The sequence below is a fragment of the Acinetobacter sp. NIPH1876 genome (assembly GCF_022808535.1).
In the GTDB taxonomy this organism is placed as follows: domain Bacteria; phylum Pseudomonadota; class Gammaproteobacteria; order Pseudomonadales; family Moraxellaceae; genus Acinetobacter; species Acinetobacter higginsii.
The window spans coordinates 13,205-39,568 of record NZ_JALGBR010000010.1 but is presented as its reverse complement, the minus strand read 5'-3'; the positions used below and the strand labels follow the sequence as shown (position 1 = coordinate 39,568).

At 40.3% G+C, this 26,364-nt stretch carries 23 protein-coding genes and 1 pseudogene; 9 read left to right on the top strand and 15 right to left on the bottom strand.

What is annotated here, in order from left to right:
• Positions 1–101: 101 nt before the first annotated feature.
• From MN869_RS11945 to yccS, 3 genes are all read left to right on the top strand, one after another.
• Positions 102–1,196, top strand: a complete 1,095-nt coding sequence (locus MN869_RS11945; RefSeq protein ID WP_243307575.1) for an AI-2E family transporter — start codon at positions 102–104, stop codon at positions 1,194–1,196.
• 108 nt (positions 1,197–1,304) lie between these two features.
• On the top strand, positions 1,305–1,886 hold the full coding sequence (gene sodC, locus MN869_RS11940) for a superoxide dismutase [Cu-Zn] SodC (protein ID WP_243307573.1): 582 nt from the start codon (positions 1,305–1,307) through the stop codon (positions 1,884–1,886).
• Between the two features lie 258 nt (positions 1,887–2,144).
• A complete protein-coding gene (yccS, locus tag MN869_RS11935; RefSeq protein ID WP_243307570.1) occupies positions 2,145–4,295 on the top strand; it encodes a YccS family putative transporter in 2,151 nt (716 codons plus the stop codon).
• Positions 4,296–4,315: 20 nt separating this feature from the next.
• Here yccS and MN869_RS11930 read toward each other — a convergent pair whose 3' ends face one another.
• Together MN869_RS11930 and MN869_RS11925 are read right to left on the bottom strand one after the other, a co-directional pair.
• Entirely contained in the window at positions 4,316–5,533 is a 1,218-nt protein-coding gene (locus MN869_RS11930) for an MFS transporter (protein ID WP_243307886.1), read from the bottom strand.
• Positions 5,534–5,910: 377 nt separating this feature from the next.
• Entirely contained in the window at positions 5,911–6,282 is a 372-nt protein-coding gene (locus tag MN869_RS11925; protein WP_171550698.1) for a hypothetical protein, read from the bottom strand.
• 180 nt (positions 6,283–6,462) lie between these two features.
• Here MN869_RS11925 and MN869_RS11920 point away from each other — a divergent pair, with 180 nt between their 5' ends.
• Positions 6,463–7,338, top strand: a complete 876-nt coding sequence (locus MN869_RS11920; RefSeq protein ID WP_016542774.1) for a DUF4349 domain-containing protein — start codon at positions 6,463–6,465, stop codon at positions 7,336–7,338.
• Between the two features lie 158 nt (positions 7,339–7,496).
• On the opposite strand, the gene MN869_RS11915 is transcribed toward MN869_RS11920, so the two are convergent.
• Positions 7,497–8,771 (bottom strand): S1 family peptidase, encoded by a 1,275-nt coding sequence (locus MN869_RS11915; RefSeq protein WP_243307567.1) that lies wholly within the window; start codon positions 8,769–8,771, stop codon positions 7,497–7,499.
• 690 nt (positions 8,772–9,461) lie between these two features.
• Here MN869_RS11915 and MN869_RS11910 point away from each other — a divergent pair.
• Both MN869_RS11910 and MN869_RS11905 read left to right on the top strand, forming a co-directional pair.
• On the top strand, positions 9,462–10,052 hold the full coding sequence (locus tag MN869_RS11910; protein ID WP_171550700.1) for an NAD(P)H-dependent oxidoreductase: 591 nt from the start codon (positions 9,462–9,464) through the stop codon (positions 10,050–10,052).
• 13 nt (positions 10,053–10,065) lie between these two features.
• Positions 10,066–10,380 carry a putative quinol monooxygenase gene (locus tag MN869_RS11905; protein WP_243307564.1) on the top strand — a complete coding sequence of 105 codons (315 nt, stop codon included), beginning with the start codon at positions 10,066–10,068 and terminating at the stop codon, positions 10,378–10,380.
• 242 nt (positions 10,381–10,622) lie between these two features.
• Here the strand turns inward: MN869_RS11905 and MN869_RS11900 are convergent, their stop codons facing one another.
• The 4 genes from MN869_RS11900 to MN869_RS11885 all read right to left on the bottom strand — a co-directional run bounded on the left by MN869_RS11900 (position 10,623) and on the right by MN869_RS11885 (position 13,902).
• Positions 10,623–11,090: a hypothetical protein gene (locus MN869_RS11900; protein WP_171550702.1), complete on the bottom strand. Its 468-nt coding sequence runs from the start codon at positions 11,088–11,090 to the stop codon at positions 10,623–10,625.
• A gap of 1 nt (position 11,091) precedes the next feature.
• Positions 11,092–11,694 (bottom strand): hypothetical protein, encoded by a 603-nt coding sequence (locus MN869_RS11895; protein ID WP_243307555.1) that lies wholly within the window; start codon positions 11,692–11,694, stop codon positions 11,092–11,094.
• 5 nt (positions 11,695–11,699) lie between these two features.
• A complete protein-coding gene (locus MN869_RS11890; RefSeq protein WP_243307554.1) occupies positions 11,700–12,212 on the bottom strand; it encodes a PAAR domain-containing protein in 513 nt (170 codons plus the stop codon).
• 280 nt (positions 12,213–12,492) lie between these two features.
• Entirely contained in the window at positions 12,493–13,902 is a 1,410-nt protein-coding gene (locus MN869_RS11885; RefSeq protein WP_171550705.1) for an FAD-binding oxidoreductase, read from the bottom strand.
• A 347-nt stretch (positions 13,903–14,249) separates the two neighbouring features.
• Here MN869_RS11885 and serA point away from each other — a divergent pair, with 347 nt between their 5' ends.
• The 3 genes from serA (at position 14,250) to MN869_RS11870 (ending at position 17,378) form a co-directional block, all read left to right on the top strand.
• A complete protein-coding gene (serA, locus tag MN869_RS11880; protein WP_004803998.1) occupies positions 14,250–15,482 on the top strand; it encodes a phosphoglycerate dehydrogenase in 1,233 nt (410 codons plus the stop codon).
• A gap of 103 nt (positions 15,483–15,585) precedes the next feature.
• Complete coding sequence (locus tag MN869_RS11875) at positions 15,586–16,467, top strand: EamA family transporter (RefSeq protein WP_016162262.1); 882 nt, start codon at positions 15,586–15,588, stop codon at positions 16,465–16,467.
• 53 nt (positions 16,468–16,520) lie between these two features.
• Complete coding sequence (locus MN869_RS11870) at positions 16,521–17,378, top strand: EamA family transporter (protein ID WP_243307552.1); 858 nt, start codon at positions 16,521–16,523, stop codon at positions 17,376–17,378.
• Between the two features lie 14 nt (positions 17,379–17,392).
• On the opposite strand, the gene MN869_RS11865 is transcribed toward MN869_RS11870, so the two are convergent.
• The 8 genes and pseudogenes from MN869_RS11865 to MN869_RS11825 all read right to left on the bottom strand — a co-directional run bounded on the left by MN869_RS11865 (position 17,393) and on the right by MN869_RS11825 (position 26,361).
• Positions 17,393–18,160: a TSUP family transporter gene (locus MN869_RS11865; protein WP_243307550.1), complete on the bottom strand. Its 768-nt coding sequence runs from the start codon at positions 18,158–18,160 to the stop codon at positions 17,393–17,395.
• A gap of 14 nt (positions 18,161–18,174) precedes the next feature.
• Positions 18,175–19,068: a tRNA pseudouridine(55) synthase TruB gene (truB, locus tag MN869_RS11860; protein WP_243307546.1), complete on the bottom strand. Its 894-nt coding sequence runs from the start codon at positions 19,066–19,068 to the stop codon at positions 18,175–18,177.
• A gap of 137 nt (positions 19,069–19,205) precedes the next feature.
• Positions 19,206–19,577, bottom strand: coding sequence for a 50S ribosomal protein L19 (rplS, locus tag MN869_RS11855; RefSeq protein WP_004803988.1), 372 nt, complete (start codon positions 19,575–19,577; stop codon positions 19,206–19,208).
• A gap of 194 nt (positions 19,578–19,771) precedes the next feature.
• The gene (gene trmD, locus MN869_RS11850; RefSeq protein WP_243307544.1) at positions 19,772–20,512 is read right to left on the bottom strand and encodes a tRNA (guanosine(37)-N1)-methyltransferase TrmD; all 741 of its coding nucleotides are present in this window, start codon (positions 20,510–20,512) and stop codon (positions 19,772–19,774) included.
• A 45-nt stretch (positions 20,513–20,557) separates the two neighbouring features.
• Positions 20,558–21,106, bottom strand: a complete 549-nt coding sequence (rimM, locus tag MN869_RS11845; RefSeq protein WP_004803983.1) for a ribosome maturation factor RimM — start codon at positions 21,104–21,106, stop codon at positions 20,558–20,560.
• Positions 21,107–21,122: 16 nt separating this feature from the next.
• Positions 21,123–21,380, bottom strand: coding sequence for a 30S ribosomal protein S16 (gene rpsP, locus MN869_RS11840; RefSeq protein WP_004660208.1), 258 nt, complete (start codon positions 21,378–21,380; stop codon positions 21,123–21,125).
• 163 nt (positions 21,381–21,543) lie between these two features.
• Positions 21,544–22,115: pseudogene (locus MN869_RS20420) on the bottom strand (type IV pilin protein).
• Positions 22,099–26,361, bottom strand: coding sequence for a hypothetical protein (locus MN869_RS11825; RefSeq protein ID WP_243307538.1), 4,263 nt, complete (start codon positions 26,359–26,361; stop codon positions 22,099–22,101). Before MN869_RS11825 ends, MN869_RS20420 begins: the two are co-directional and overlap by 17 nt.
• Between the last annotated feature and the right edge of the window lie 3 nt (positions 26,362–26,364).

Below are 26,364 nucleotides of genomic sequence, written 5' to 3'. Positions count from 1 at the left end.
TTTTGATATCAAATCTTAAAATGGGGAAATGAAAATTTCCCTCGCCTACTTTTTCAGTTAAGATGGTTTTATTCAATTTCTAGCACTTGAGAAATACTATCGTGCAACAATACGCTCCCATATTACAACGCGTTTTGCTGTTTGGACTATTTTTTGTCCTGCTCTTTTTGGGATTCAGTATTCTCAAATACTTTATTGTCCCCGTCCTTTGGGCCGCAATTATTGCTTATATGACTTGGCCCTTATATCTATGGGTACAACGTCGTTTCTTTGGTGAAAACCGACCAACACTGAATGCCACCCTGATGATCAGCTTGGTCATTATCGTGATTGGTGTTCCGTTTATCTGTGCAATCTTTATGTTGCAACTTGAAGGTCGTAATTTATATTTTAATTTACAACGACAACTGTTTTCAGGTCATGTTCAAGTTCCTGAATTTATCAAAAACCTACCGATTATTGGCAAAGACATCAGTCGTACTGTTAATGAACTGAGTAATGACCCGAACAGTATCACCAAAAACATTGCCGAATGGATTCAGAGCCATCTCAGCTATGGCCGTTTTGTACTCAGTGAAATTAGCCGTAACTTGGTCAAACTCACATTTGCACTGATGACTTTGTTCTTCTTCTACCGTGATGGGCAAATGATTTTGGCACAAGTGAGTCGTGCCTTGGAAATGGTGATTGGCCCGCGTGTCCATCATTATTTGGATACCATCTCGGAAACGACTCGTGCTGTCGTATACGGCGTTGGTTTAACTGCAGTTGCACAAGCCCTATTAGCCGGCCTCAGCTATTTTGTTGCAGGCGTTCCAAATCCAATGCTGTTGACCATGGTCACCTTTATCTTGGCACTGATTCCTTTTGGAACACCTGTTTCATATCTTGGGGTAGGTCTGTGGTTATTTGCTCAAGGACAAACCATGGAAGCCATTGGTGTTGTGGTTTGGGGTGTGGTGATTGTGAGTAGCTCGGATAACGTCATTCGTCCACTAGTGATCTCAGGCGCGACCCAGATTCCATTTATCTTGATCATGTTTGGGGTATTAGGCGGTATTGCCAGCTTTGGTCTGGTCGGCCTATTCATTGGCCCAGTGATTTTAGCCATCCTGTTAGCGATTTGGCGTGAATGGCTGCATGAAAATGTCGATGAACCTGTTGCAGCTTTGGAAGCACCACCCGAAACTAAATAGGTTTATTTTGTTTAATTTTTTGTCATGAATTGATTAATGTGGCTTGCGAGATATCCCTGACTTTGTTTGAATCGTCAAATAAAGATAATTTATAAGGATATCTTCGCAATGACGTCAATGCTTCAAAAAATTTCTCTGCTCGGCTGTCTGAGTTTAAGTATCGCAGCCTGTTCTTCGGTTACTTTAGATAATAATGCAGCTAAGATTCAAACCAAAGCCAGTAAAAGCGATCAAAAGCAATTGATCCAAGTCTATCAAGTCGATGCCAATGGTGTTGGTGCTTCCATCGGAACGGTTGCTTTTCAACAAACACCGAAAGGTTTATTAATCACCCCTGCACTTTGGAAACTTTCTCCTGGCGAACATGGTTTCCACATCCATGAGAACCCATCCTGTGAAGCTGCATTAAAAGATGGGAAAATGGGCGCCGCCTTGGCAGCAGGCAGCCACTTAAACCCTGAAAAGGTTGCACATCATGGTACGCCAGAAACTGGACATTTGGGTGACCTTCCTGTGTTGGTTGTAAATGAAAAAGGTTTTGCAACCACACCTGTGATTGCACCACGTTTAAAACTGGCTGATATCCAGAACCGTGCCATTATGATTCATGTCGGTGGAGACAATTATTCGGATACACCAAAACCATTAGGTGGTGGTGGTGACCGTATTGCCTGTGGTGTGATTAAATAATCTAAACACTGTGGGTATCTATCAAGTTATCCACAGTTGCTTTGTTTTTAGTCATTTTTTATGTGTTCTTTAATCCCATCATAACAAAATACAATTGAGCATGAATTTTGCATCTTATCTCTTATTTGAAAAACCAAGTATTTGAAAGATCATGCAAATATTCATGCTAAAAAATAGTGCCGCTTGTTGGCTAACAATGCTTTCCTTTGGGACATTTATTTGTATGATGAAACCAGAACATATTCAAGAATAAGAATCGTGAAAAATTTATCTATCCTATTCAATCGCTTTCGCTCCAACTCGATTCTGCTTTATTGCCTACAAATCATGATTGTGCTTTGCGGTACAACACTCGGTTTACATTATTTCGGATTTGGACAGTTAATTGTGCCTGTGACCTTAGGGGCAATTGCGACCGCACTGACCGACTTTGATGATCGTCTCAGTATCCGTTTACGAAATCTGATCTATGTCTGCGTACTGTTCTTTACGGTCAGTACCATTTTAGAGTTTCTTGCCCCCTATAAATTTTGGTTCATTGTTTATCTCAGCCTCTCGAGTGCAGCGCTGGTCATGATGGGTGCACTTGGGCAACGTTATGCCACCATTTCCTTTGGCACAATTTTACTGTCGATCTACACCATGTTCGGTCTAGGTGAATATCCAGATTGGTATCAGCAACCGAGTTATTTTGTATTAGGTGCCTTATGGTATGGGCTAACTTCAATCTTATTTTTTGTGATTCGCCCAACCTTGCCTTTACAAGAAAAGATCTCAACTATTTTTCAGGAGCTTGCTGAATTACTTCAAGCCAAATCACGTTTATTCGACCCAGATAATATTGATAATGTCGAAACACTTCTATTCGAACTTTCTCAAAAAAATAGTCAAGTGGTCAGTCGTCTGAATCAAGCTAAAAACTCCTTACTAACGCGCTTAAAAGCGTCTCGGGTGAACAACACCAGTATTTATTGGCTGAACTTATATTATTTTGCCCAAGATATGCATGAACAAGTCACGTCCAGTTATCTGCATTATGAAAAAATTCATCAGAACTTTAGCCGCAGTGATTTAATTTTCCGTATTCAAAAAAATATGCAGCTACAAGCCTTGGCATGTCATGATTTAAGCCAAGCGATCTTGCAGCATCAGAGCTATCAACCGCGTGAATCTGCCCGTAAGGCATTGGACAATCTAGAATCATCGATGTGTGATTGGGTACAACAACATCCCCATAATCTTGAAGTTAAAAATCTAGAATTGATCTTCAATAATTTAAAAAGTGTGCATGAGCAGTTTGCTCAACTGCAACTCAATCAAAATATTGAACAGCTTTCACCGCAGCAACATCAGGATCATTTGAACTTACTCGATGATGATATTCAGGGTGTGCAGGATCTGCTTTTAAAAATCAAACAGCAACTCAGTCCACAATCGGCGCTGTTCCGTCATGCGGTGCGTTTGGCTGTGATCTTTGCAGTGGGTTATGCCATTTCCTTATTGCCTTTTGCCCAAAATGGCTACTGGATTTTACTTACCAGTTTATTCGTTTGCCAAATCACCTACTTTGCTACCAAAAGTCGTCTCAAACTCAGAACCATCGGTACTTTACTCGGGGTGTTGTTAGGTATCCCCATTCTTTATTTTGTCCCCAGTATTGAGGGGCAACTACTCCTCACTGTGATTTGTGGGGTGTTATTTTTCTATTTAAGACAAAAAAAATATGCACTCGCCACGGTGATGGCCACCTTAATGGTGTTATTGATTTTTAATTTAAAGGGGGCAGGTTTTAGTATTATCCTGCCACGCATGATTGATACTTTTATTGGCTGTGCCATTGCATGGCTCGCAGTCAATTTTATTTGGCCCGATTGGAATTTCCGCAATATCTCCAGCAATATTAAAAAAAATAATCAAACCACCTTCGATTATTTTCATGTGGTGGTACAGCAATATCATCAAGGGCGTGAACTCGATCTGGAATACCGAACCACTCGACGTGCCGCACATAATGCTCAGATTGAGCTGTCTAATATGATCTCAAGTCTGAGTACCGAACCTCAGCCCAACCAAGAACTCATTCAACATGCGTTTCGCTATTTGGTCTATAGCCATAGCCAACTCAGTTATGTCTCAGCCTTGGGACATCAACGGGAAAAAATCGAAGATCTGAAACTGCTCCAACTGCTGGATAAAATTGAAGAGCTACTCAAGCAAAGCTTGATCGAACAAGCACCCATTCCACAACATCAGGTGGAACACTTGCTTAAAGAAATTGAAACATTGAATCTGCAAGAGCAGATCTCTGAACAGCATCCCTTGTTGTTAAAACAAATGAGTCTGCTGCTAGAAACGTTGACTGAATTAGTATCGTTAAAAAATAAACTGCTCAGCTTAGAAATTAAGTGAGCAGTCAATGGAAGCCAAAATTAATTCAACCCGTCTTGCTGACGTGCCAGCATATGCTGTTTCAAAGCTTGGCGTGGAGAACTAAACCAGAATACGATCAAAACCAGACTGGCTAAAGCAAAGGCCCAGATATGGAAATGGGTATACAGTACCCGAACCAATTCAATCACGACAAAATAACTGACCATCATCAACATCGAGACTGCCGCTGCGACTGTTCCTTTGGACACTTCAGATGACATTAAGGCAAAGCGATACATCACCGAGAAGCTAATCCCCTCACCCAAGCTCACTAAAGTCATGCCAATCAAGAGACAAGGCACCAGATAAGTCTGCCAAATCACACCCAACACCAAGAAGGCCGTACCCAATAACATGATCGGCAAACCAAATAGAATGGTTTGACCGAGAGGGAAACGATCAATGATCTTGATCAGGATGATATTGCCGGCAATCAAGCCAAAGAACACAGGGAACTGTGCCAAGCCATATTGCACACTGCTCAATTTCAGCTCATCCACCAAAATAATCGGTGATAAGGCAATCCATAACATCAACGGCATCCCCACCATCGGTAAGGCAATGCTTAAGCCCAAGAAACGGCGGTTGCTCAATACTTTTTTAAAGTCATCAAAGATATAACTAAAAGGCTGCTTCAGTTGTTTACGACTTTCTTGGGGCGCTGGCATAAATTTCTTTAAACCAAACCAACTCAAGAAAGATACCGCAGCAATGGCGACAAAGCCCCAATGCCATGACACATAATCAATCAGAAATGCACCCAATACAGGGCCCAGTAAAGGTGCCAATAAGGAGATATTCGCCATCAGTGCCATGACTTTGATCGCGTCGCGCTCTTCAAAGGTTTCTTGAATCGCAGCATAACCCACCGCAGAAATGACGCTCAGCCCCATACCCTGCAAGAAACGCAGTGTCAGGAATTGTTCAATATTATGGGTCAGTAATATCAGCAAACAGCACAGCGTAAAAAATGCCACACCAGCCAAGAGCACTTTTTTACGCCCGAGACGGTCTGAAAGCGGCCCCAACAGCCAGGCAACACTGGCACCGCCCAATAAATAGAATGACATTGACGAGGGTGCCCACGTTGCACTGACCGCAAATTGTTCTGTAATCGACAACATCGCAGGTTGAATCAAGTCATTACCGATATAAACTGAAAATTCGAATAGCACTAAAGCTAAAGGAAACATGAGCGTTATACGGTTTAACGTCATGTTCTGATTATTCGTCATCATGTTTTATTCACAAAAATAACCAACTCGTGTGCGTCCCATTTTTCAAAACGAAAAAGGGATCATCACCACAAGATTTTATGGCTTAGATTTAAATTAAATTTTGATTCCATGCTGTGAACCAGCATGTGATAAATGTGAAAACACCGTATTCACTGGGTGTATATAAGAAAAACAATTTATTTACGTGAGATTGGTAAACGTTTTACCATTTGGCTAAATTGCCACGCGCAACTGTAGCACTTTTTCAAAATGACCGCAATTTAAACAATCCATCACAGCAATTCAGCAATGTGCATAACCGAAAAGTTATCCACAATTTTGCTGAACTTTTATCCACTGTTTAATAATGCACAAAATTATGGGCATAACTCAAATTGGAAAGTTTCGGTATTCTCTCCTCTAGCACATTGATAACTTTGCTTCTTATTGACGACTTTCCAAGTATTCTGGTCGCGTTTTAATTGATACTCAGTACGTACCGCAATCACAGAATCATCCAACTGTGCTTGCTCCACTGTCACTTGTGCATCGGTTGGGTTTTCCGCACGATTGAATTGCTGATCTATTTTTAAATTACTGTCTTCATGAAACAGATTGGGTTGATCCGATAAAATCACATGCATCACTGTACTCTTTTGCACTTCTGCTTGCTGTTGCGAGGGTGCAATCGGCTGATTACATGCAGTGAGGAATAAAGCAGAACCTAACATCAGTGCCATTTTATGCATTTTGTACCTATCCAATCCATTTAGCTCATTTATGCTACTATGCAAAACTGAATGGCCACGCAACAAAATGTATGTGGCGTGCATTAAATTTGTTGTCATCATTCAAGATGATGATCATAACAAATGATTAAAAAAACACAGTTTATAACATCAAAATCACCTTAGTTTGGACATGCCGATATGTCAGATTTAGCAAAGAAATTAACGATTATTTTAATCCTTGGGAGCACCGCCTTAGGTTGCTCGAAAAAACAGGAAGACCCTGCCAGTGAAGCTGCAATGGCAACTGAAACTGCCGCTGCAGACAGTCAAGCAGTGCAAGACAATGCCGTTCAAAATCCAGAGCAATTAGTCAGCAATCAACAAAGTGCTTTGGAACAGAATCGTCAATTGGTCAAAAGCGCACAATTGCAATTTGAAGTGAAGGATGTGCTAAAAACCACATCAGCACTAGAGCAGCAGTTATTGCAATACAATGGTTATATCGAAGAGAAGCAGATTAATTATCAAGTCAGTGACCGCTCTGAACGTGATCGAATTGATGGCAGTGTCGACATCTATGAAAAGATTACCCCCACAGTGCAACTCACGGTTCGTATTCCCAATGCACAAGTCACCAGCTTCTTAAATAATTTACTGCCACTCATGCTGAACTTTAATACCCAAAGCTATGAAGCCAAGCGTTATGAGTTAAAATTGCTCGAAGAAAAACTCAATACCGCCAATCAAAGTAACAGCGGATCCAATGCAGTGAACAATCAGCTACAGCAACTGACCAATTTAGAAGTCAAAGACCGTTTGGCTTATAGCACCATTCGACTGGAATTCTTCCAGCAATCACAAGTGCGTAAATCCCATGATCTGAATATCAATCGTATTGCCACCTTAGACAGTGATCCGCTATTCAGTCGAATTTGGGAAGCGATTAAAGTGGGCTTATATGGCTTTAGAGAAACCATCATTTGGCTTGTGATGCTGTGGCCGCTGTATTTGGCAATTGCCATTTTATGGGGAGCTCGCCGTTGGTACAAGGCTAAAAAATCTAAAATCGAATAGTTCAATTATTGACTTTTGATCAAGAGTATTTTGCTCATCAATAGATTTTTCTAATATAGCCTTATAACTCATTGAAGTCTGTCATATTATCTGTCGTGAGATTTTTTTTATGACACGATTCCAATGAGTTATCTATTATTGTTATGTGCAGAGGACTTTTAATATAAAAGTTGCACATTAATTGCATTGAGGCGATCTGTACTCATGTAGATTGCTAAATCACATTGGCCGATAGAGTTACCTCTTGATGCTCCCATTGAATGTATTCCAACTGCAACAGTACTTATAAACCATGGGCCTCCGCTATCCCCCCCAGCACAGGCTAATCCAGGGCTACTACTTGGCGGTACTAAGGCAATCCAAGTATTTGAACATTGTATATTATTATTAGGGCCACATAATGGGTCTCCATTACTTTGAACTGGTTTATAAGCAACTGATGTTACGTCACCACAACTGAAACCAGTCGTGATGCCATAATGGCAATAGTTCTGTCCTACAGCGGTACTTGCTTGTGATCTTCTGCCTGTTAATGTGCGAGGGGTTGTAGATGATTCAGCATAGAATTTAGCTTCATTAGTACCATTTGTCGTATACCACTTTACATCCGTAGTACTTGTTAAGGATGAAGACTGTGGCGTTAAAGTATGTGATGCTCCATCAACACCTGTATAAGATGCTGTTGTATTATTTTGGCCACAATGGCCAGCCGTTGCCACACCAGTAGTTGAACCTGATGTTTGTTTGACTACAAACCCAGTTGTACAGCCTTCTCCTGTAGTACTATTAATTATTGTACCGCTTCCTCGTACAGCTTCTCTTGACAAAGGGGCTCCAATATACATAAGCCGAATAGGTATATTTAATAGACTTTTTACTTGATTTAATTTTGTTAGATCATCGTTGCTTTTCAAAATTGTAAGAACAATTTCTCCTGTTTTCTCATCTACATAACTGCCTTGGAGATTTGGATAAATTTGCTTTATTTCATTTATATGATTATCTAATAAGTCATTGAGTTGTTGGTTTGTATATTGAGCGTTTTCTTCAAATTCAACTTTTAACTCAAGTGGAATATTTGACTGTTTTAGTTTAGAAAATTGTGGTTGAGGAATCGTAAGTGCTTTATTTCTCTCTTTAGAGTTGCCAACTAATTTTACCACTATTTTAGAGTATGGTTCGTGCTCGATATAAATTCCAGCCAACCTATCTTTATATTTTGCGCGCAACTCTTCTACTATTTTGGCTGAATAGTCTTCTGTTAAAAACCTTCTATAAGCTTTTTCTGGATCTATTTTAGTAAGCTGTGCATATTTAGCAGAATCTGATTTTAATGCATATTCAAACTCTGAAGTTTTAGTTTTATCAGCCGCTATAGTACTAACTGAAGTAAAGGCTGTTAAAATACTTAAAATATAATACAAACTTTTCATCAACTTAATTCCTGATATTTAGATTTTAATTTTTTAAACAATTAATTTTAAGAACCTCTCTGACATATTAAAGAATAGAAAAACGTAATCACCTCGAATCAGGGCTAAGATATTTATTTAAGACAATGAAATAATTGTAATTTTTATGACTATTTAAATCCAATTTTAGTTCTATCAGATCTAATCATAAATTTTTTCATAAACAAGATAGCGAATCGCTCACAAGTTGTGATGATCTTATCTCCTTAAGTAGGATTCAGGTTAATTAAGATCAATTTACTCTATGCCAAATTTTTAAATATTTAAATATTATTTTTCCTTTTTTATGGTAACTTTTTAATTTTTAAAAATTAATATTTTTGAATAATTAATTTATGGCCTAATATATCAATATAATTAGATATATTTGTTAATTATAATAATCTGAGCCTATCAAAGCTATTTTACAAGATTACTTCTTTGGAGCCACTTATGTGAATAAAATTTAAATTCAAACATAAGGTGCGACAGATTTAATGATTGCGATTTTATGGGGCATTCGTCGTTGGTATAAAGCTAAAAAATCTAAAATCGAATAGTTCAATTATTGACTTTTGATCAATAGTCTTTTGCTCATTTATGCATTTTTACTCATGAATAGATTTTCTAAAATGCGTTCCAGTTTTTAGAGATTTATTTTTGAGTAATCGCATGAGCAATATTTTAATTATTAATGGTGCCAAACAATTTGCACATTCGAATGGTGAGTTGAACGACACCCTGACCGAGTTTTCTCAAGCACATCTAAGCACCTTAGGTCATCAGGTACAAGTGACTCGTACCGACAGTGACTATGATATTCAAGCCGAAATTGCCAAATATCTATGGGCAGATGTGGTGATTTACCAAATGCCAGGTTGGTGGATGGGCGCACCATGGACCATGAAAAAATACATCGATGATATCTTTACCATCGGCCATGGTTCACTGTATGCCAGCGATGGCCGTAGCCGTTCAGATGCATCGAAAAAGTATGGTTCGGGTGGCCTAATCCAAGGTAAAAAATACATGTTGTCTTTGACATGGAACGCACCGATGGAAGCCTTTACCGATCCGGACCAGTTCTTCCACGGTGTTGGCGTGGATGGCGTTTATTTACCTTTCCATAAAGCTAATCAATTCTTGGGTATGGACTCACTGCCGACCTTTATTGTGAATGATGTCATTAAGGCGCCAAACGTACCAAGTTATATCGAAGCGTATAAAACCCATTTAGATCAGTTGTTTGCCACAAGCCATTAAGTGAGAAAATATCATGCTAACCATTATTGCTGAAATTTATACGCATGCAGGTGCGGAACATCGCCAAGCAGTTTTAGATGCTTTTCAAAAAATCATTCCAACGGTACTGGCAGAAGATGGTTGTCATGGCTATGAACCCTTGATTGATCATCTTCCTGCGATTGAGATGCAAGCAACTGATGAAAATATGATTGTCATGTTAGAGAAATGGCAAAGTACTGCTCATTTAGCAGCCCATATGCAAACTGCCCATATGCAGCAGCATTTTGAAGCTACTAAAGAGCATGTTGCGGATGTAAAAATCCGTATTCTAAACAGCAGCATCTAAACCCAAGACGATCAGTAAAGGAATGCTTACTGATCGTACTTTATTCATAATATCATTGGCATAGAGAAATCTCTTAAACAATAGTTCATAGTAGAATTTGCTCAAATGTCCAATATATTAAAAAGCTATCCTCCAGATGCAAGAGACAATTAGAAATAGAGTAACCCCAACCTAAACAAGATTGAGAAATGAGTTTTGGGATGTAGCCCCAAAGTTAAGAAAAATTGGGGGAAATAGAGAATTTACTTTAAAGTTGAGCAAGGAACATCAAATATTCTTTTATCTTGATGGGATAATAAACTTTCCCATTTTTGTTGTTTTTTACTAAGCCAACCATAGAATTCTGTATAAACATCCCCTTTTAAGTTCAATGCATCTTTATATTTATCTGAAAGTAAGAATTTTCCCATTACACATAGGGAGTTAATTTGAGTGATCTCCATATCTTTTTCGAAGTCATCATTTTTACCAGAATCACGTAAAAGCCTTTCAAAAAACATTGCTTTTGATATTGAGGAATCATAAATACTTTTTGTTAAGTCAGATGGTTGTTGTTGTAATGCTTTTGCATAAACAATACTATCAAAACCAATTAAAATAGGAGGTAATGGTATTTGCAATACAAGTTGTTCTTTTGGAGGTGTTTTATTACTACAACCACTAGAAAGTAATAAAAGACATATGAGTATAATTTTTTTAGCAGCTAACATATTACCAGTTCCTTGAACCTGTATTAGTATCTGGATATCGACGATCACTAGCTAATAGTTTTAATGCTTGAGGATCATAATCTTGATTAAAAATTTGCTTAAATAACTGTCTATTAATCACTGTTCCATTGTAATTATTTCGAGCTAATTCAGTTGCATTTTTTACAAGTTCGGTAGGATTGAGTGTATCTATAGTTCCTTTCAAAGATACCAGATCTAAGACTGAAAATGATGTTTTAAATCTGATGGAGAAATTTTTTGATTCAAATTCAGCCATAAGAACTGCAATTTCTTTTAATGCATGCTTTTTTAGATAATATTGAAATTCCACATATTTTACTGTGTGAAATGATGGTCTATGCAATAAAGCGTCATTTATTTGGTTTAAATCGAATTCCATACCATATCGAACAGCTAATAAAAACTCTAATTTATTTCTTTTTTCGACTAATTCCCATGCCCATTGAGGCATCATAAAGTTATAAGGTTGAACAATTTTTCGATTAAATTGAAAAGTACAGAAAGGTTGAGGGACATTACATTGTTCAACTTTTTGAGGCCAAGCTCCCATAGCTTCTGATGATGGATCTATTTGTTGAGCCATAATATTTACTCCCATTTATCCATTGGTTTAGAAAGGTCAAAAGTCTCAACTTTTACATCTGTAGCTGTGATTCCAGTGGTTGTAAGAGCTGTTTTCCCATCTTCGTCAGTGTGACCATCTATTTGTTCGCCGGTGGAGAGGGTGATAGTGTAAAAAAAATCAGCAATTGGCTCTTGGGTAACTTCATTCTTGAAATAAAAAGTGACGCTATTTTCTGTTTGTTCTGCCTTATTGGCGAAGCTATCAGTCATAACAGTTTTATTATTTATATTTGAACTTAAGCTACTTCCTTTACTATCCCCCACAACATGAGATTGTTTCGGCAAAATTTTAGCACCACAAGTAAGCTGATCACCGACATAAGCAACAGCTTTGCCATCAAGAATAATATGATCATGACTTTTTTTTGTTTTAGAACCATGTGTCGCAGCAAAGAACTTTTTATGCTTCTGTTTATTCAGAAACTCTTGTTCAGCAGCAATACGTTTGTGAATTTCCTCTACAGATAAATTGGACACTTCATCTTGGGATAAATTTTTTTAGGATTCACTTCTACACCCTCATTCTTATTTAATTGAATAGTTAATATCAAATACATTATTTTTATTTATTTAGCTAACAAAAACTTATATAGACCTTTAATTAGCATATAATATCAACAAATAGTGATAAATAAGTTTATATATTTATATTTCGTATTATAAAAATAAATTTTCATTATTAACTTTGATTTATGAACAATAAAAAAGCGCATCTTACGATACGCTTTTGACAGAACTTCTTTTATTTAATCAAGCATTAGAGATCAAATAATTTACCTGGGTTCATAATCCCATTCGGGTCAAACGCCAATTTCAATGCTTTCATATATTCAATTTCTTCAGGCGAACGCGAATATTCCAAATATGGCTTCTTAGTCATACCGACACCGTGCTCGGCAGAGATCGAACCATCATACTTTTTCACGGTCTCAAACACGTATTTATTCACCACCTGACACTTGGCAAAGAATTCATCTTTGGTCAGGTTTTCAGGTTTTAAAATATTGAGGTGCAAGTTACCGTCACCAATATGACCAAACCAGCAAATTTCAAAGTCTGGATAATTATCCGCAACAATCGCATCAATTTCTGCAATAAACGCAGGTACATGGGTAATTAATACAGAAATGTCATTTTTGTATGGAATAAACGGCGCAATCGACTCTGAAATATCTTCGCGTAAACGCCATAAGCTTTGCGCCTGTTCAAGGCTTTGGCTCATCACGCCATCAATCACCCAACCTTGTTCCATACAATGCTCAAAAATCTGCATTGCCTTGTCCATGATTGGTTCATACGGTGCTTCAAATTCCAATAACACATAGAACGGACATTGTGTTTCAAATGGACGTTGTACATGACCGCGATCCAACACTTTCTGCATTGCCAATTCGCCAAAGAATTCAAAAGCAGTCAGGTCGATTGCATTTTGGAAAGCATGTAATACAGGCATGACTGCTTCAAAATCAGGTGCACCCAATACCATCACTTGTAAGTTTTGTGGCTGACGCTCAAGCTTGATTTCAGCTTCTGTCACTAAACCTAACGTACCTTCACCACCGATAAATAAATGCTGTAACGAATAACCAGTCGCATTCTTAATCATGCCTTTGTTTAAACGCAGTACATCACCTTTACCTGTCACTACAGTTAAACCGAGTACCCAGTTACGGGTCATGCCGTATTTGATCACTTTAATGCCGCCGGCATTGGTACCGATGTTACCGCCAATCTGGCTTGAGCCTGCAGAAGCAAAATCGACTGGATAATACATACCCTGTTCTTCGGCATAATTCTGTAATTGCTCAGTCACCACGCCTGCTTGAACACGGACCATACGATCTGCGGGGAAGAATTCAAGAATCTGGTTCATCTTGTCAAAGCTAATTACGATCTCACCATTGGCAGCCACTGCACCCGCTGAAAGGCCAGTACGACCACCCGATGGGGTAATCGCCACATTAAACTGGTTGGCAAGTTTGACAATGGCCTGAACTTGTTCAGTGCTTGAAGGGAAAACGATGACTGATGGGTTCGGATCAAAATGTTTGGTATGATCTCGTCCCCAATTTTCCAAACTGTCGGCATCGGTTTTAATTCGGTTTTCACCCACAATTGCCGTTAATTGGGTCAATAACTCAGGTGTTAAAGCGACTGAAGCATTCATCGTTTACAGGCCTAGCAAGAAGTAAAGATAGAGCATTTGAATAACAACACAATATTTTTCAATATCTTAAAATGGTGTATTCAACATATAGAAACTCGGCAGAACAGCGCAAACCTGATGTTTTCAGATTTGACTATCAGATCTCTGCATTTTACATATAAGCAGGCACGGGATAAAGCTTAGGATAAAGATACTGTAATAACAAAATGTGTATAACCAATAAAATTCAGCTTCAACTGAAAAATTATCAATAATTCTGCTGTGCTAATTTTAAACCAAATATTTATATCTCAAAGCTCTATGCTATAGTACTGCAACTAAATTTTGGCCTTTGTAGCGGAGCCGTAATGAGCCAACATCTATCACTACCTAAAGACAAAATCCGTTTCCTTCTGTTAGAAGGTGTGCATCAAAATGCCATCGATACCTTAAATGCAGCGGGTTATACCAACATCGATTATCACAAAACTGCGCTTGAAGGCGATGCTTTAAAAGAAGCAGTTAAAGATGCTCACTTCATTGGTATTCGTTCCCGTACGCAATTAACTGAAGAAATCTTTGAAGCTGCGAACAAACTGATCGCAGTCGGTTGCTTCTGTATTGGTACCAACCAAGTCGATTTAAAAGCGGCGATGTCTCGTGGTATCCCTGTATTCAACGCACCGTATTCAAATACACGTTCGGTTGCAGAATTGGTTCTTGCTGAAACAATTCTGTTGCTTCGTCGTGTACCTGAAAAATCGAAAGATACACATGCGGGCGGTTGGAATAAAGCTGCGGTGGGTTCATTTGAAACTCGTGGTAAGACTCTAGGTATCGTCGGTTACGGCTCGATCGGTTCACAACTTTCTGTATTGGCAGAAAGCTTAGGTATGAAAGTCATCTATTTTGATGCTGTGACTAAATTACCATTGGGTAATGCACGTCAAGTTGGCTCTTTAGATGAACTTTTAGCAACTGCGGATGTGGTAACGCTACACGTTCCAGATGTTCCATCTACGCGTAATTTCTTCAAGAAAGAACAATTCGCGAAAATGAAAAAAGGCTCAATCTTCTTGAACGCAGCACGTGGTACCTGTGTGGTGATCGAAGATTTAGCAGATGCGATCAAATCAGGTCACATCGCGGGTGCAGCGGTTGACGTATTCCCGAAAGAACCAAAAGCCAATGGTGAAGAGTTCCTATCTCCACTTCGCGGTTTAGACAACGTGATCTTAACCCCTCACGTGGGTGGTTCGACCATGGAAGCGCAAGCAAACATTGGTTTAGAAGTGGCTGAAAAATTCGTTGCTTATTCAGACAAAGGGATGACCCTTTCTGCGGTGAACTTCCCAGAAATCGCATTACCACTTTCTGATGGTCAGCACCGTTTGCTTCACATCCACAAAAACGTGCCAGGTGTGTTATCGAAAATCAACACCTTGTTCGCTGAACAAGGCATCAACATCTCTGGTCAGTCTTTAATGACCAAAGGTGATATCGGTTACTTGGTAATGGATGTTGACGCATCTGCATCTCAAGAAGCGCTTGATACCTTGAACCATGTTGAAGGTACCATCCGCGTTCGCGTATTGTTCTAAGTAATATTTAGAATAATGTCGAAAAAGCCACAGTTGATGCTGTGGCTTTTTTATGGGCGTTTGACTTATTATGTGAATATTATACCAACTGTTAAATAATAAAATGTCTAGCCCTGTACTAAAAACACCACTCCATGCTTTATTGCTATTAATGATTGCCATGTTGTGTGTACAAGGCAGTGGTTCTTTGGCCAAAATTCTGTTTCAAAGCTTTCCCGTATTAACCGTTTCCGCTATGCGCCTATTTTTTGGTGCGATCATATTGGCGGTGATTTTTAAGATCTGGACCATCAACTTCAAAGTAGTGCGCTGGAAAGCGATTCTCACTTATGGGGTGGCACTTGCAGGGATGAATGCGCTGTTCTATTTATCACTAGAACGCTTACCGCTAGGCCTTGCCGTTGCCTTTGAATTTATTGGGCCTTTAAGCGTCGCGCTGTATCATGCTCGGCAGAAATATGACTTCATCTGGGTTGGCTGTGCCATTCTGGGCTTAATGTTGCTGTTTCCTTTGCAACAGGCACAACAAGGTCTCGACATGCTTGGCGTATTCTTTGCCATCAGTGCAGGTGCATGTTGGGCACTGTATATTATTGCAGGGCAAAAGCCTTCGGGCATCTCGGGCAACCATACGGTTTGCTTAGGCATGTCGATTGGTATGCTCTGTCTGCTGCCTTTCGCTCTCTTTTCAGGAGCAATCGATCGGGTGTTTGAACTGCCTAATTTATATTATTTTATCGGGCTAGCTATTTTAGCCAGTGCTCTACCATTTACCCTAGAAATGATTGCGCTACGCAGTTTAACCCCACTCAGTTTTGGTACCTTGATGAGCTTGGAACCTGCGGTGGCTGCCCTCTCAGGCTTTATCTTCCTCGGTGAAATGTTGCTTTGGAATCAATGGCTGGCACTGGGCACGATTATTATTGCCTCAATTGGCTGCACCTTTACCACGCAACAAGCGCGACAGCAAAAAGAGGCCAAATAAATGCTCTTGCCTCTGTATCAGAAAAACGCTCTCGCTTATTTTGGAGATCTTAGATGAAAAATCTCCAATTGGTTGCTGTGCTGTACATGGTGTTGTCCATGTTGTCCTATCAAATCAGCGCATCCTTTGCCAAGCAATTAATCGCCACGCTTGATCCACTCACCGTGACCATCTTAAGACTGTGTTTTGCGACCATTCTGGTGGCAATCATGTTCCGTTCATGGAAAATCATTTCCAAATTGAAGGAGCTAAAATGGCGAGATTTACTCTGTTATAGTGCAGCCTTAGGCTGTATGAATATTCTATTCTATACCTCTTTAGGCAAGTTACCTCAAGGCATTGCAGTCGGTTTAGAGTTTATTGGCCCATTGGGTTTGGCTCTACTCTCGATTAAACAGCGCAGTGATTATATTTGGGTGGCCTTTGCGATTTTAGGCATTGTCTTAATGGTGCCTTGGCACAGTGCCAATGCACAGCATTTTTCCTATATCGGTGCAGCCTGTGCGCTGGGTGCAGGATTCTTCTGGGCCTTATATATTTATTATGGGCATCGCGTGGTACAGCAAAATATTGGCATGCATGCGCTAACTATTGCCATTGGTCTATCCGCACTCACCATGCTACCTTTCGGTCTTTGGAGTAATGCACCCGCACTGATGGATACCCAGTATTGGGGCAAAGCACTGGTGATTGCCCTAATGGCAACTGCGATTCCTTATGCTCTGGACTTAATGGCACTCAAACGTCTGACTAAGCTCAGTTATGGGACACTTTCCAGCCTTGCGCCGGCATTAGCGGCATTAGCAGGTTTGGTGCTGCTACATGAGCGCATTAGCTTAATTCAATGGGTGGCTTTGGCTTGCATTATGGTGGCTTCGATTGGTGTTACCTTACGCAGTGGAAAAGCTTAGTTGGATCTAAGCCTCTATCCCGTAATAATTTGGTAGCCCAAACGACAGATCAAAATACTCACCAGTATCAGGAATAAAATACGGATAAAGCCACTGCCGTATTTTAGAGCCAAACGCACCCCCAATAATGAACCTGCAATATTGGCAACCGCCATCATCAACCCCAAGGCAAACAACACATGTCCGGTTGGGATGAAGAAACTCAGCGCTGCCAGATTGGTCATGAAATTGCCAATCTTTGACAATGCCGAAGCATGTAGAAAGTCGACTTGCAAGAAACGAATAAAAAAGAAAATAAAGAAACTGCCCGTCCCTGGACCAAAAATACCGTCATAGAAACCAATCGCCAAGCTACCAATCGCAGCCAGTAGCAATAACTTTGGCGTGATTTTTTGATCGACATGGACTTGCCCAAACTGCTTTTTAGCGAAGGTATAAATCGCAATCACAATCAGCATAATCAAGACAATCGGTCTTAAGATATGCGTCGGCACCAATGACACACAGGCCGCCCCAATAAAAGAGCTAATAAAGGCAAATAATGCAATCACACCGAGTAATGACCATTGCAATTTGACCCGACGCACAAATGAAAATGCAGCCGAACCTGTACCACAAATCGAGGCTAATTTATTGGTACCAAATAGGGTCGCAGGGGCTGTTTGTGGTAATGCCCCCATCAAGGCAGGAATCTGAATCAAACCGCCGCCACCGACAGCAGCATCAATGGTTCCTGCACAAAAAGCAAAGAACACCAGTGTCAGAATCAGTTCCCATTCCATTGACTATAATACCTTTATAAATTTAACAAGCGTTTCGGTACCAGACGTTTTTTATCGGTGATTTCAGCCAACCCTAGGCAACGTTCACCATCAAAAACCAGCACTTCAGCCGCAGCTTCATGCTCAATATTACTTTCCTGACCGTTACCAAAGTACTTTTCCCGTCCTTCTGGCAATTGCACACGAGGAAAATGCTCAACAGGTGCATAGACAGGAAGTAATAATGCATCACGTTGTTCTTGAGTCAGGCTTTCGAGATATTCAATGGTATAACTTGGATTAATCTCAAAATGTCCTGTTTGGGTACGATGCAATTTAGTTAAATGCCCACCACAGCCCAAAGCCTCGCCAATATCTTCACCTAATACACGGATATAAGTGCCTTTTGAACAGGTCACATCCAATGTCAGACTATCTTCAGTAAAGCCAAGCAAGCTTAAGTTATAAATGGTGACTGGACGTGCTTCACGCTCAATCTCAATGCCTTTACGTGCCAATTCATAGAGTGGACGACCATCACGTTTCAAAGCCGAATACATCGGTGGCACTTGCTGAATATCACCACGAAATTTTGCCAAAACCTGCTCAATATCTGCTTCTGTTAAAGCGGGTACTTCTCTCTGTTGGAGAATTTCACCTTCAACATCACCTGTCGCTGTGGTTTGTCCTAATTTGACCGTGGTTTGATAACGCTTGGTTGAATCCAGTAAGTAATGTGAAAACTTAGTTGCTTCACCTAAACAGATCGGCAATAAACCGGTCGCCAATGGATCGAGCGCACCTGTGTGGCCTGCTTTTTGTGCATTAAAAAGTCGACGCACTTTTTGCAGCGCAGAATTAGAACTTAAACCTAAAGGCTTATTTAATAGGAAAACACCGCTTAAATGGCGGTAAGAACTTTTTTTCATAAAAGAAAAGTCAAAGCATAAAGGCCTATTTTAGCAAAACTCGGCCTAGGATTTAAAAAAGGATTGGCTTTTAGCCGCAAACAGACATAAAAAAATGCGCCAAAGGCGCATTTTCTTGCTTTACAACAAAGTTAAAACTAACCTTGTTTACGAGCTGGTAACTTTTCACGAATACGTGCAGCTTTACCAGACAACTCGCGTAGGTAGTAAAGTTTAGCACGACGAACGTCACCACGACGTTTCACTTCGATTTTAGCAACGATTGGAGAGTGAGTTTGGAAAACACGCTCAACACCAACACCGCTAGAGATTTTACGAACTGTGAAAGCAGAGTTCAAACCACGATTTTTCTTCGCGATTACAACACCTTCAAATGCTTGAAGACGTTCACGTTCACCCTCTTTTACTTTAACTTGAACGATAACTGTATCGCCCGGTGCAAAAGCAGGGATGTCTGATTTTAACTGTGCATTTTCAACAGCTTGAACTAAAGGATGTTTACCACTCATGTGGAATCTCCAATATGTGCGGGAGAGAAGAGGTCTCTGACACCGCTGGGAATAGAGGCTAAAGCGCATATCTCCCGTTTAACTTTCCCTTTAGGGCAAAATTGCCTTAAAGAGCCTATTTTTAACTTAAACCAAGTTTAAGTAAAACTCGAAGCAACGCTTCTCGTTGGGTGCGAAGATAAACTGATACCAGTTTAACCTTTCGAATTTTTTAACCATTTAATTTGCTGTTTGCTCAACTCTACTTTTTCCACCAATTCTGGTCGACGCTCTAAAGTACGTTGATAACGCTGCAAAAAACGCCATTTCTCAATATTGGCATGATGTCCTGATTTAAGTACCTCAGGCACATCCAACCCTTCGAAACAGTCAGGCTTGGTATATTGTGGACAATCCAATAGACCATCCACAAAAGAATCTTGTATCGCAGATTGCTCGTCAGACATGACATTGGGCAATCGACGAATAATACTGTCGAGCAATACCATCGCAGGAAGTTCACCACCCGATAAGACATAATCCCCAATTGACCATTCTTGATCAACATAATGCTGGATTAAACGCTCATCGACCCCTTCATAACGACCACACAATACAATCAAACCATCATAGTCAACGAATTGCTGTACTGCCTGTTCATTTAAGGTTTTGCCTTGCGGTGACATATACACCACTGGCGCATGAACACAGCCCGCTTGCATTGCAAGTTGTTTAGCATGGGTAATTGCTTGTGCCAACGGCTCAGCCATCATCACCATACCCGGACCACCACCGAACGGACGTTCATCCACTCGTTTATAGTTGCCCTCAGCAAAATCTCGTGGGTTAATGCAAGTCACTTGCACGATGTCACGCTTTGCTGCACGCCCGCTAATCCCGTGCGCTGTAATCGCTTCAAACATTTCAGGAAACAATGTGATGACTGCAAAAAACACCGCAGACTCCTCTATTTTCCTGCTGCGCGACCGTCCCCGAAAGGACTAGTAGTCTACGCCCCAATTAACGTAAATACGACCAGCTTCAAGATCAACGCGTTGTACCACATCTTTATGCCAAGGAATCATTCGCTCTTCAGCGTCAATGCTATCAGGCGTCGCTTTGACAACCATGACATCATTGGCACCTGTTTCAAACAGTTCGTAGATTTGACCGAGATTGACTTCTTGTTCTTCATCATCAAGACCTAACACCGTTAGACCTTTCAGATCAGACCAGTAGTACTCGTCTACATCTGCTTTTGGAAGCTGAGATTTGGCAATCCAGATATTCGCGCCAACTAGGTTTTCTGCACCAGTACGATCATTCACGTCCTTTAATGCAACAACCAAGCCTTTGCCGTGTGGTTTCCAACGTTTTACATCAATAGTTTGCCAACCTGCCTTGGTTTCAATGTACCAAGGAAGGTAGTCAAACATATTGCTCATAGGTTCTGTATTAGAGTAAACCCAGAGCCACCCATTCAATCCATAAGCTGAACGTAACTGTCCAATCTGAATACGATCTTCTGGCACATTCTGTGTCGATGTCATGGGCTACCTACTACAATTATGCAGTAGTTGCAGCTTTTTTAGCTTGAGCAGCTAAAGAAGCAACGCGATCTGAAGGTTGAGCACCTTGTGCAACCCAGTGAGCAAAACGGTCAGCATCTAAACGAACTTTTTCAGCTTTACCTTGTGCAGTTGGGTTAAAGAAACCAATACGCTCGATGAAACGACCATCACGTGCATTGCGGCTATCAGTTACAATGATTTGATAGAATGGACGTTTTTTTGCACCACCGCGCGCTAAACGAATAACAACCATGAGAACAACCTTATAATTTTTACGGATTATCCCTGCGCCGACCATCGGCAACACTTCAAACCCCTTTCATAGAGGGCGATATTCTACGTTATATTTGCTTTGAAAGAAAGATTAAATTTGGGGTTATCCACAGCTCTGAATTTAATTTATAAAATCTACTGAGTTACCAGTCTTCTGTCTCATTACCACAGCTTGATGTCGTGATATTTGCAGCCGTTTTGGTTTTACATTTAAGGCCTGTACTTGTTAATAACAAGGAATAATTCCTCGGACTTTGACTCACGGCTTTTAATGACCACGTCTGAGTATTGACCGTTAATGTTAAGGTAAATTTTTGGTTACCACTCGTTGCTGTCAAAGGTAGAAGCAAGGTGGTGTTGCACTAGGTGCGGTGTAGTAAGCGCCTTGATTCGTCGCGGTTCCTTTCAGCACAAAACCATCATAACTAAAATTGCGTGACCGATGTTTTTCCAAAAGCTCAGCAACTTTAAGCATTTCTTGTTGTGCTGTAGATAAGTCTGCACGGCGAATATAAGTGTCATAACTTGGAATCGCGATCGCAGCAATAATTGCCACGATTGCAACCGTAATCATCAATTCAATTAGGGTAAAACCTATACAAGGTTTCCGCGTTGCACAAGAACGAGTACTCGATCGGAAGTCGTAAGAAACACTCGGTCTTACCACTTCCGAAGCGACACATCGACATAACTGCATTTTATTCATTACGTTCATACCAAGTGAGTGGCACCAATTGACGGCGCATTTGATTGACAGGCAAACCACTCAACGTATTGCTACTATTCCCCGAAATCAGTCCACGTGATTGCAAATTGTTTTTACTTGTCGAACCTGCCCCAACACTCAGTGCCACAATTCCATCGCCAGATTTACCCACCAATCCAACGCTTTCAGAAAGCTGCGCTTGTTCACATACCCCAAAAGGTAAACAATAACGGTACACCTCTGTTTTCCCACGCACCTGAACTGGACAGGTAGGCCTTACGCCGCGGTCATACACACTGGCATACAAATTCTTGTTCATTACAACCATTTCATCTGTAACTTTCTTCGCATTGGCAAAAGAAACGGCCCAGCCATTTGGCATCAATGCTTTTACTTCTGCAATATTCTTATCTTTAGCTTCGTCTTTACCTAATATGCCGCGTAGCGCTTTGTCTGTTGTTGTTAAATCAATATCTTTTGTTTCTAATTTATCTACTGCCAAAGAATATAAATTGGTTTTAATTACATCGCGATCAAACAGATTATAAATAGCCCCTGAGCTAGAATCACTGGCTGGTAAACTACGATTGCCTGAGGCAATGCTAATGACAGCTAATGGTTGTTCATAGCCATAGACAGTAAAGTTTGGTGCATCAAAGAATCGTGGGCTAAGACCACCTGTTGCATGTAAATTTAGGATACGTGTCGCGCGTTGTGCAAAATCACCTGTTGTTGTATTGGCATTGATATCCACTCGCCAAACCTGCCCCCCTAAATCACCAAAATACAAATGATCAACTAAGCCATTGCCGTCACGATCAGCGACACTAATACGACTAACAACGCTATAATCCATATTCGTTACCTTTAAGGCATTCTCTTTTGCAGTATCGTTTTTAGTTGTTGCACTCGCACTTGCCCACCACAATAAATCACCATTATCAGCATCAAACATATAAACCCCCGCACCTTTTTTATTGGTTTGGTTATATGTTGGGCACTCATACCCCTTGTTACTATAAGCAGATAAACTCACACCTGTTTCCAAATCAGCACAAGTAACTGCCCCTGATGCATCATAGCCACCTCCTACAAACATCACTTGTTTACGTTGCCCTTTCCAATTGACATAAGCAATTGTAGGTTTAGACCAGCTTTGCCCCATATTCTCGATTGCGGAGAATGCTTGCCCTGCCGGATTTGCTGCAGAATAAACTTTGCCTGTATTTGGATCGATATGGAATTTAATTTCTGGCTTGTCTAGATCTGCAAGGTTAAGTGCATAATAACTACGCCCTCCCATACGCAAACCACCATATAAAGTTTGTTTTCCTGTTGCGATGACAATATCTTTATTCTTTGCTTGCTGAACAGTTGCATAAACTTTGCCATCACTGCCCATACCATAGGCATATTCAGTATAAGCAGTCCACGCACCGTCTATACCATACGGCATATCAGGCCAGAAACCTTTACGGTCTTTTACAAACGCTTTTCTTTGCTCAGCATTTTCCAGCATTTCATTTGGCACAAAAGCAAATTTCTCTTTCCCATCATCGGCATCCACGACATGTAATAACCCTTGGGTTGAACCAAAAGCAATGTAATCATCCCGATCAATTTTGTTCGTATCAAACTTAGCATATTGAGTCAGTTTTAATGGCGTAGAATGCAGTGACATCCCCATCTGCCAAAGTGGTTCACTTTGAGTAAGGCTATTTCCTGTTGCACTTTCAGGATTATCTAACTGATAGCCCAAGAGACTCATTAAATATCCCCCATAGCTATCTTTGGCAGAAGCATTTATTGCACAGCGTGCCGCACTCGAATCAGCCAAATAATCAGTTGTTACTTTTTTCAAGCTTGAACTTTCAGCAAAGGAACCATCCGTTTGACAATTTCGGTTAATCCATAACTTACGTGCTGACGTATCCGTCTTTGTTGCACGCAAAGTATTCAGTTGACCTAATGCCCCACCAGTAAATAATTTAGTGTTTTTATCTTGATCTTCTAATTCATTACTATTCCATTGATCTTTCCAATCCACCATACGGATAACATTATTTCCACTGGTCATATCTGTAACGGAATATTTTTTAAGATTTCCAAACCAATTTTGTTGATCCGCAGGTGCAAACATACTGTTATAAACGTCATTGCTTAATTGATAGGGTGTTAATGGATCAGCAGGAATTGTTTGTAAGCCCATAAATGGCGCTGATTCCACATCAGCAATATGCTGATTAAAATTGACAATACTTTGTGCAATGCCTCCTGTACTTGCTTCTGTATACCAACCACCCTTGCCTTCTTTACCCCAATATGCAAGATTCCTCACATCTCCAAGTTCTGCATCGGTTGTAGGCTGAGTCGGCAAAATGATATCAACCACATTTAAAAGTGGTCTTAGATCAGCAATAATACTCAAGAGACTCAATGCAGCATTTAATAAACTTTTTACACTACTCAACAAGGTATTGACAATACTGCCACCTGTACCGACACCAATGACCGTGTCGCCACTGAGCCGTACATAATTAAACTCTTTACCTATCCCTGCTACACCTGTTTTGATCTCAACCTGTGTTCGATAAGCAGCATTGCTATCCAATAATGCTTTGGAATAATTCGCCAAGCATGCCCAGGTCGCTGTAGAGCTACCCAACTCCCAACCACTTGGCGGACTTGCCTTACAAAAATCATTAATATTGGTTGTTGCAGTTTTTCCAAGTGATTTTTGCATAATGCGCTGTACTCCCAACGCATCAGCTGGCACAAGTTTTGGTGCATTGCCTGTTAAAACAAAAATCCCTTGTGCTTGGCATTGTGAAGTTGTCACTCCACTTATTTTTTGTTTGATCGAAGTTGGATTATCATAATCACTACTATTTACCTTCATTGGAATAGTAGTAGCACGATAGTTATAGCCAGAATAACTCGCATCCGCAGCATAGTAATAACGAACCACGCTCTTATTGGTATTACCAGACAACCATTCAAGCAGTGCTCCCAGCAAATCACCTAGCAGCCCATTGCTTGGTGTTACTTGTTCAGTACGAATGTAACCCGTTGGAATGGGATATTCTATTAATATGTCATTTGGCCAACTAGTCTTTTTATCATATAAAGTACAATCATTATTTGTTTGTCGAGTTAAACATTTATATGCAACACTTGGCTTAGCAACGGGCACTTCAAACTCAGACAGAATCTCGCCTGTTGCTCTGGTATTATGTCCAAGTAAATAAGCCCCAGTTTCGGCATAGGCTGTGACCAACGGTGATTCTGGGTTATTTAATAAAGCAACAAGTGTTGCAGGAAGACTACCAATAAGCCCAAGTACATCTGTAACTAAACCAAGAATATTAAGCCCATCAAGTACATTTCCAAGAATGCCCACAACTTTATCCAACGTATTTCCCAATGGATCCGAACTTGGTGCCAAACCATCTATTGCAGCTTTAAGAGCTTTTCGCTGGTTACTATCATCGGCTACGACTGTACCACTTTCATCTTTATCTCCCTTTTTATAGCCTAGCTCTAGCGCAGGCACGACAATCATTCCTGCTTTTGGGTTTACCCCACTACTGTTTTTAGCAGGAGCAACCGTAAGTCCTATTGCTGTTTTAGGAGATAATGCCGTAACCCCATTCTTAGCATTACCATTTAAAACATCACGCACAGCCATTTTGATTCGGGATAAACGACTATAACAGCGATAACCTTCACCCAAATTAATATTCACGGAAAGGATTTTATTACTCCGAACAGGTTCACTTGCGTCAAGCTTAGAAAATGGCGTACAACTGGCACGCATATAATCTAATGAACTTTGCAAACCCAATAAGCTATTTTTTTGGGTTCCTGTGATGGTGTCGACCGTACCTAATAAGTCTAAAACTGCTTTTGGAAAAACCACATCACAATAGGCTTCTGTTCCAGCTGGTGGCGTCAACTTAACATCCACAACAGGCAATGCCCCAACAACTGCAAATACCTTACTGCTGATACATAATGGATAGTCTTTTAATAAGTCCAATGCAGGAGATCCCATACTTTGGGAGGTATCTACCATTAACATAATGGTGCTATTTCCCCCACTACTCCCTTGTCGGTAGATCTCAACATCACTTGCATGAACCGAGGGTGAAACAATAAAGAAACATGACAATGCAGAACCGATCAATACAATCCATTTCATGTTGTTATTACTTACATTGATTGGTTTTTGTTGTTTCATCTTATTATTTTTCATGAT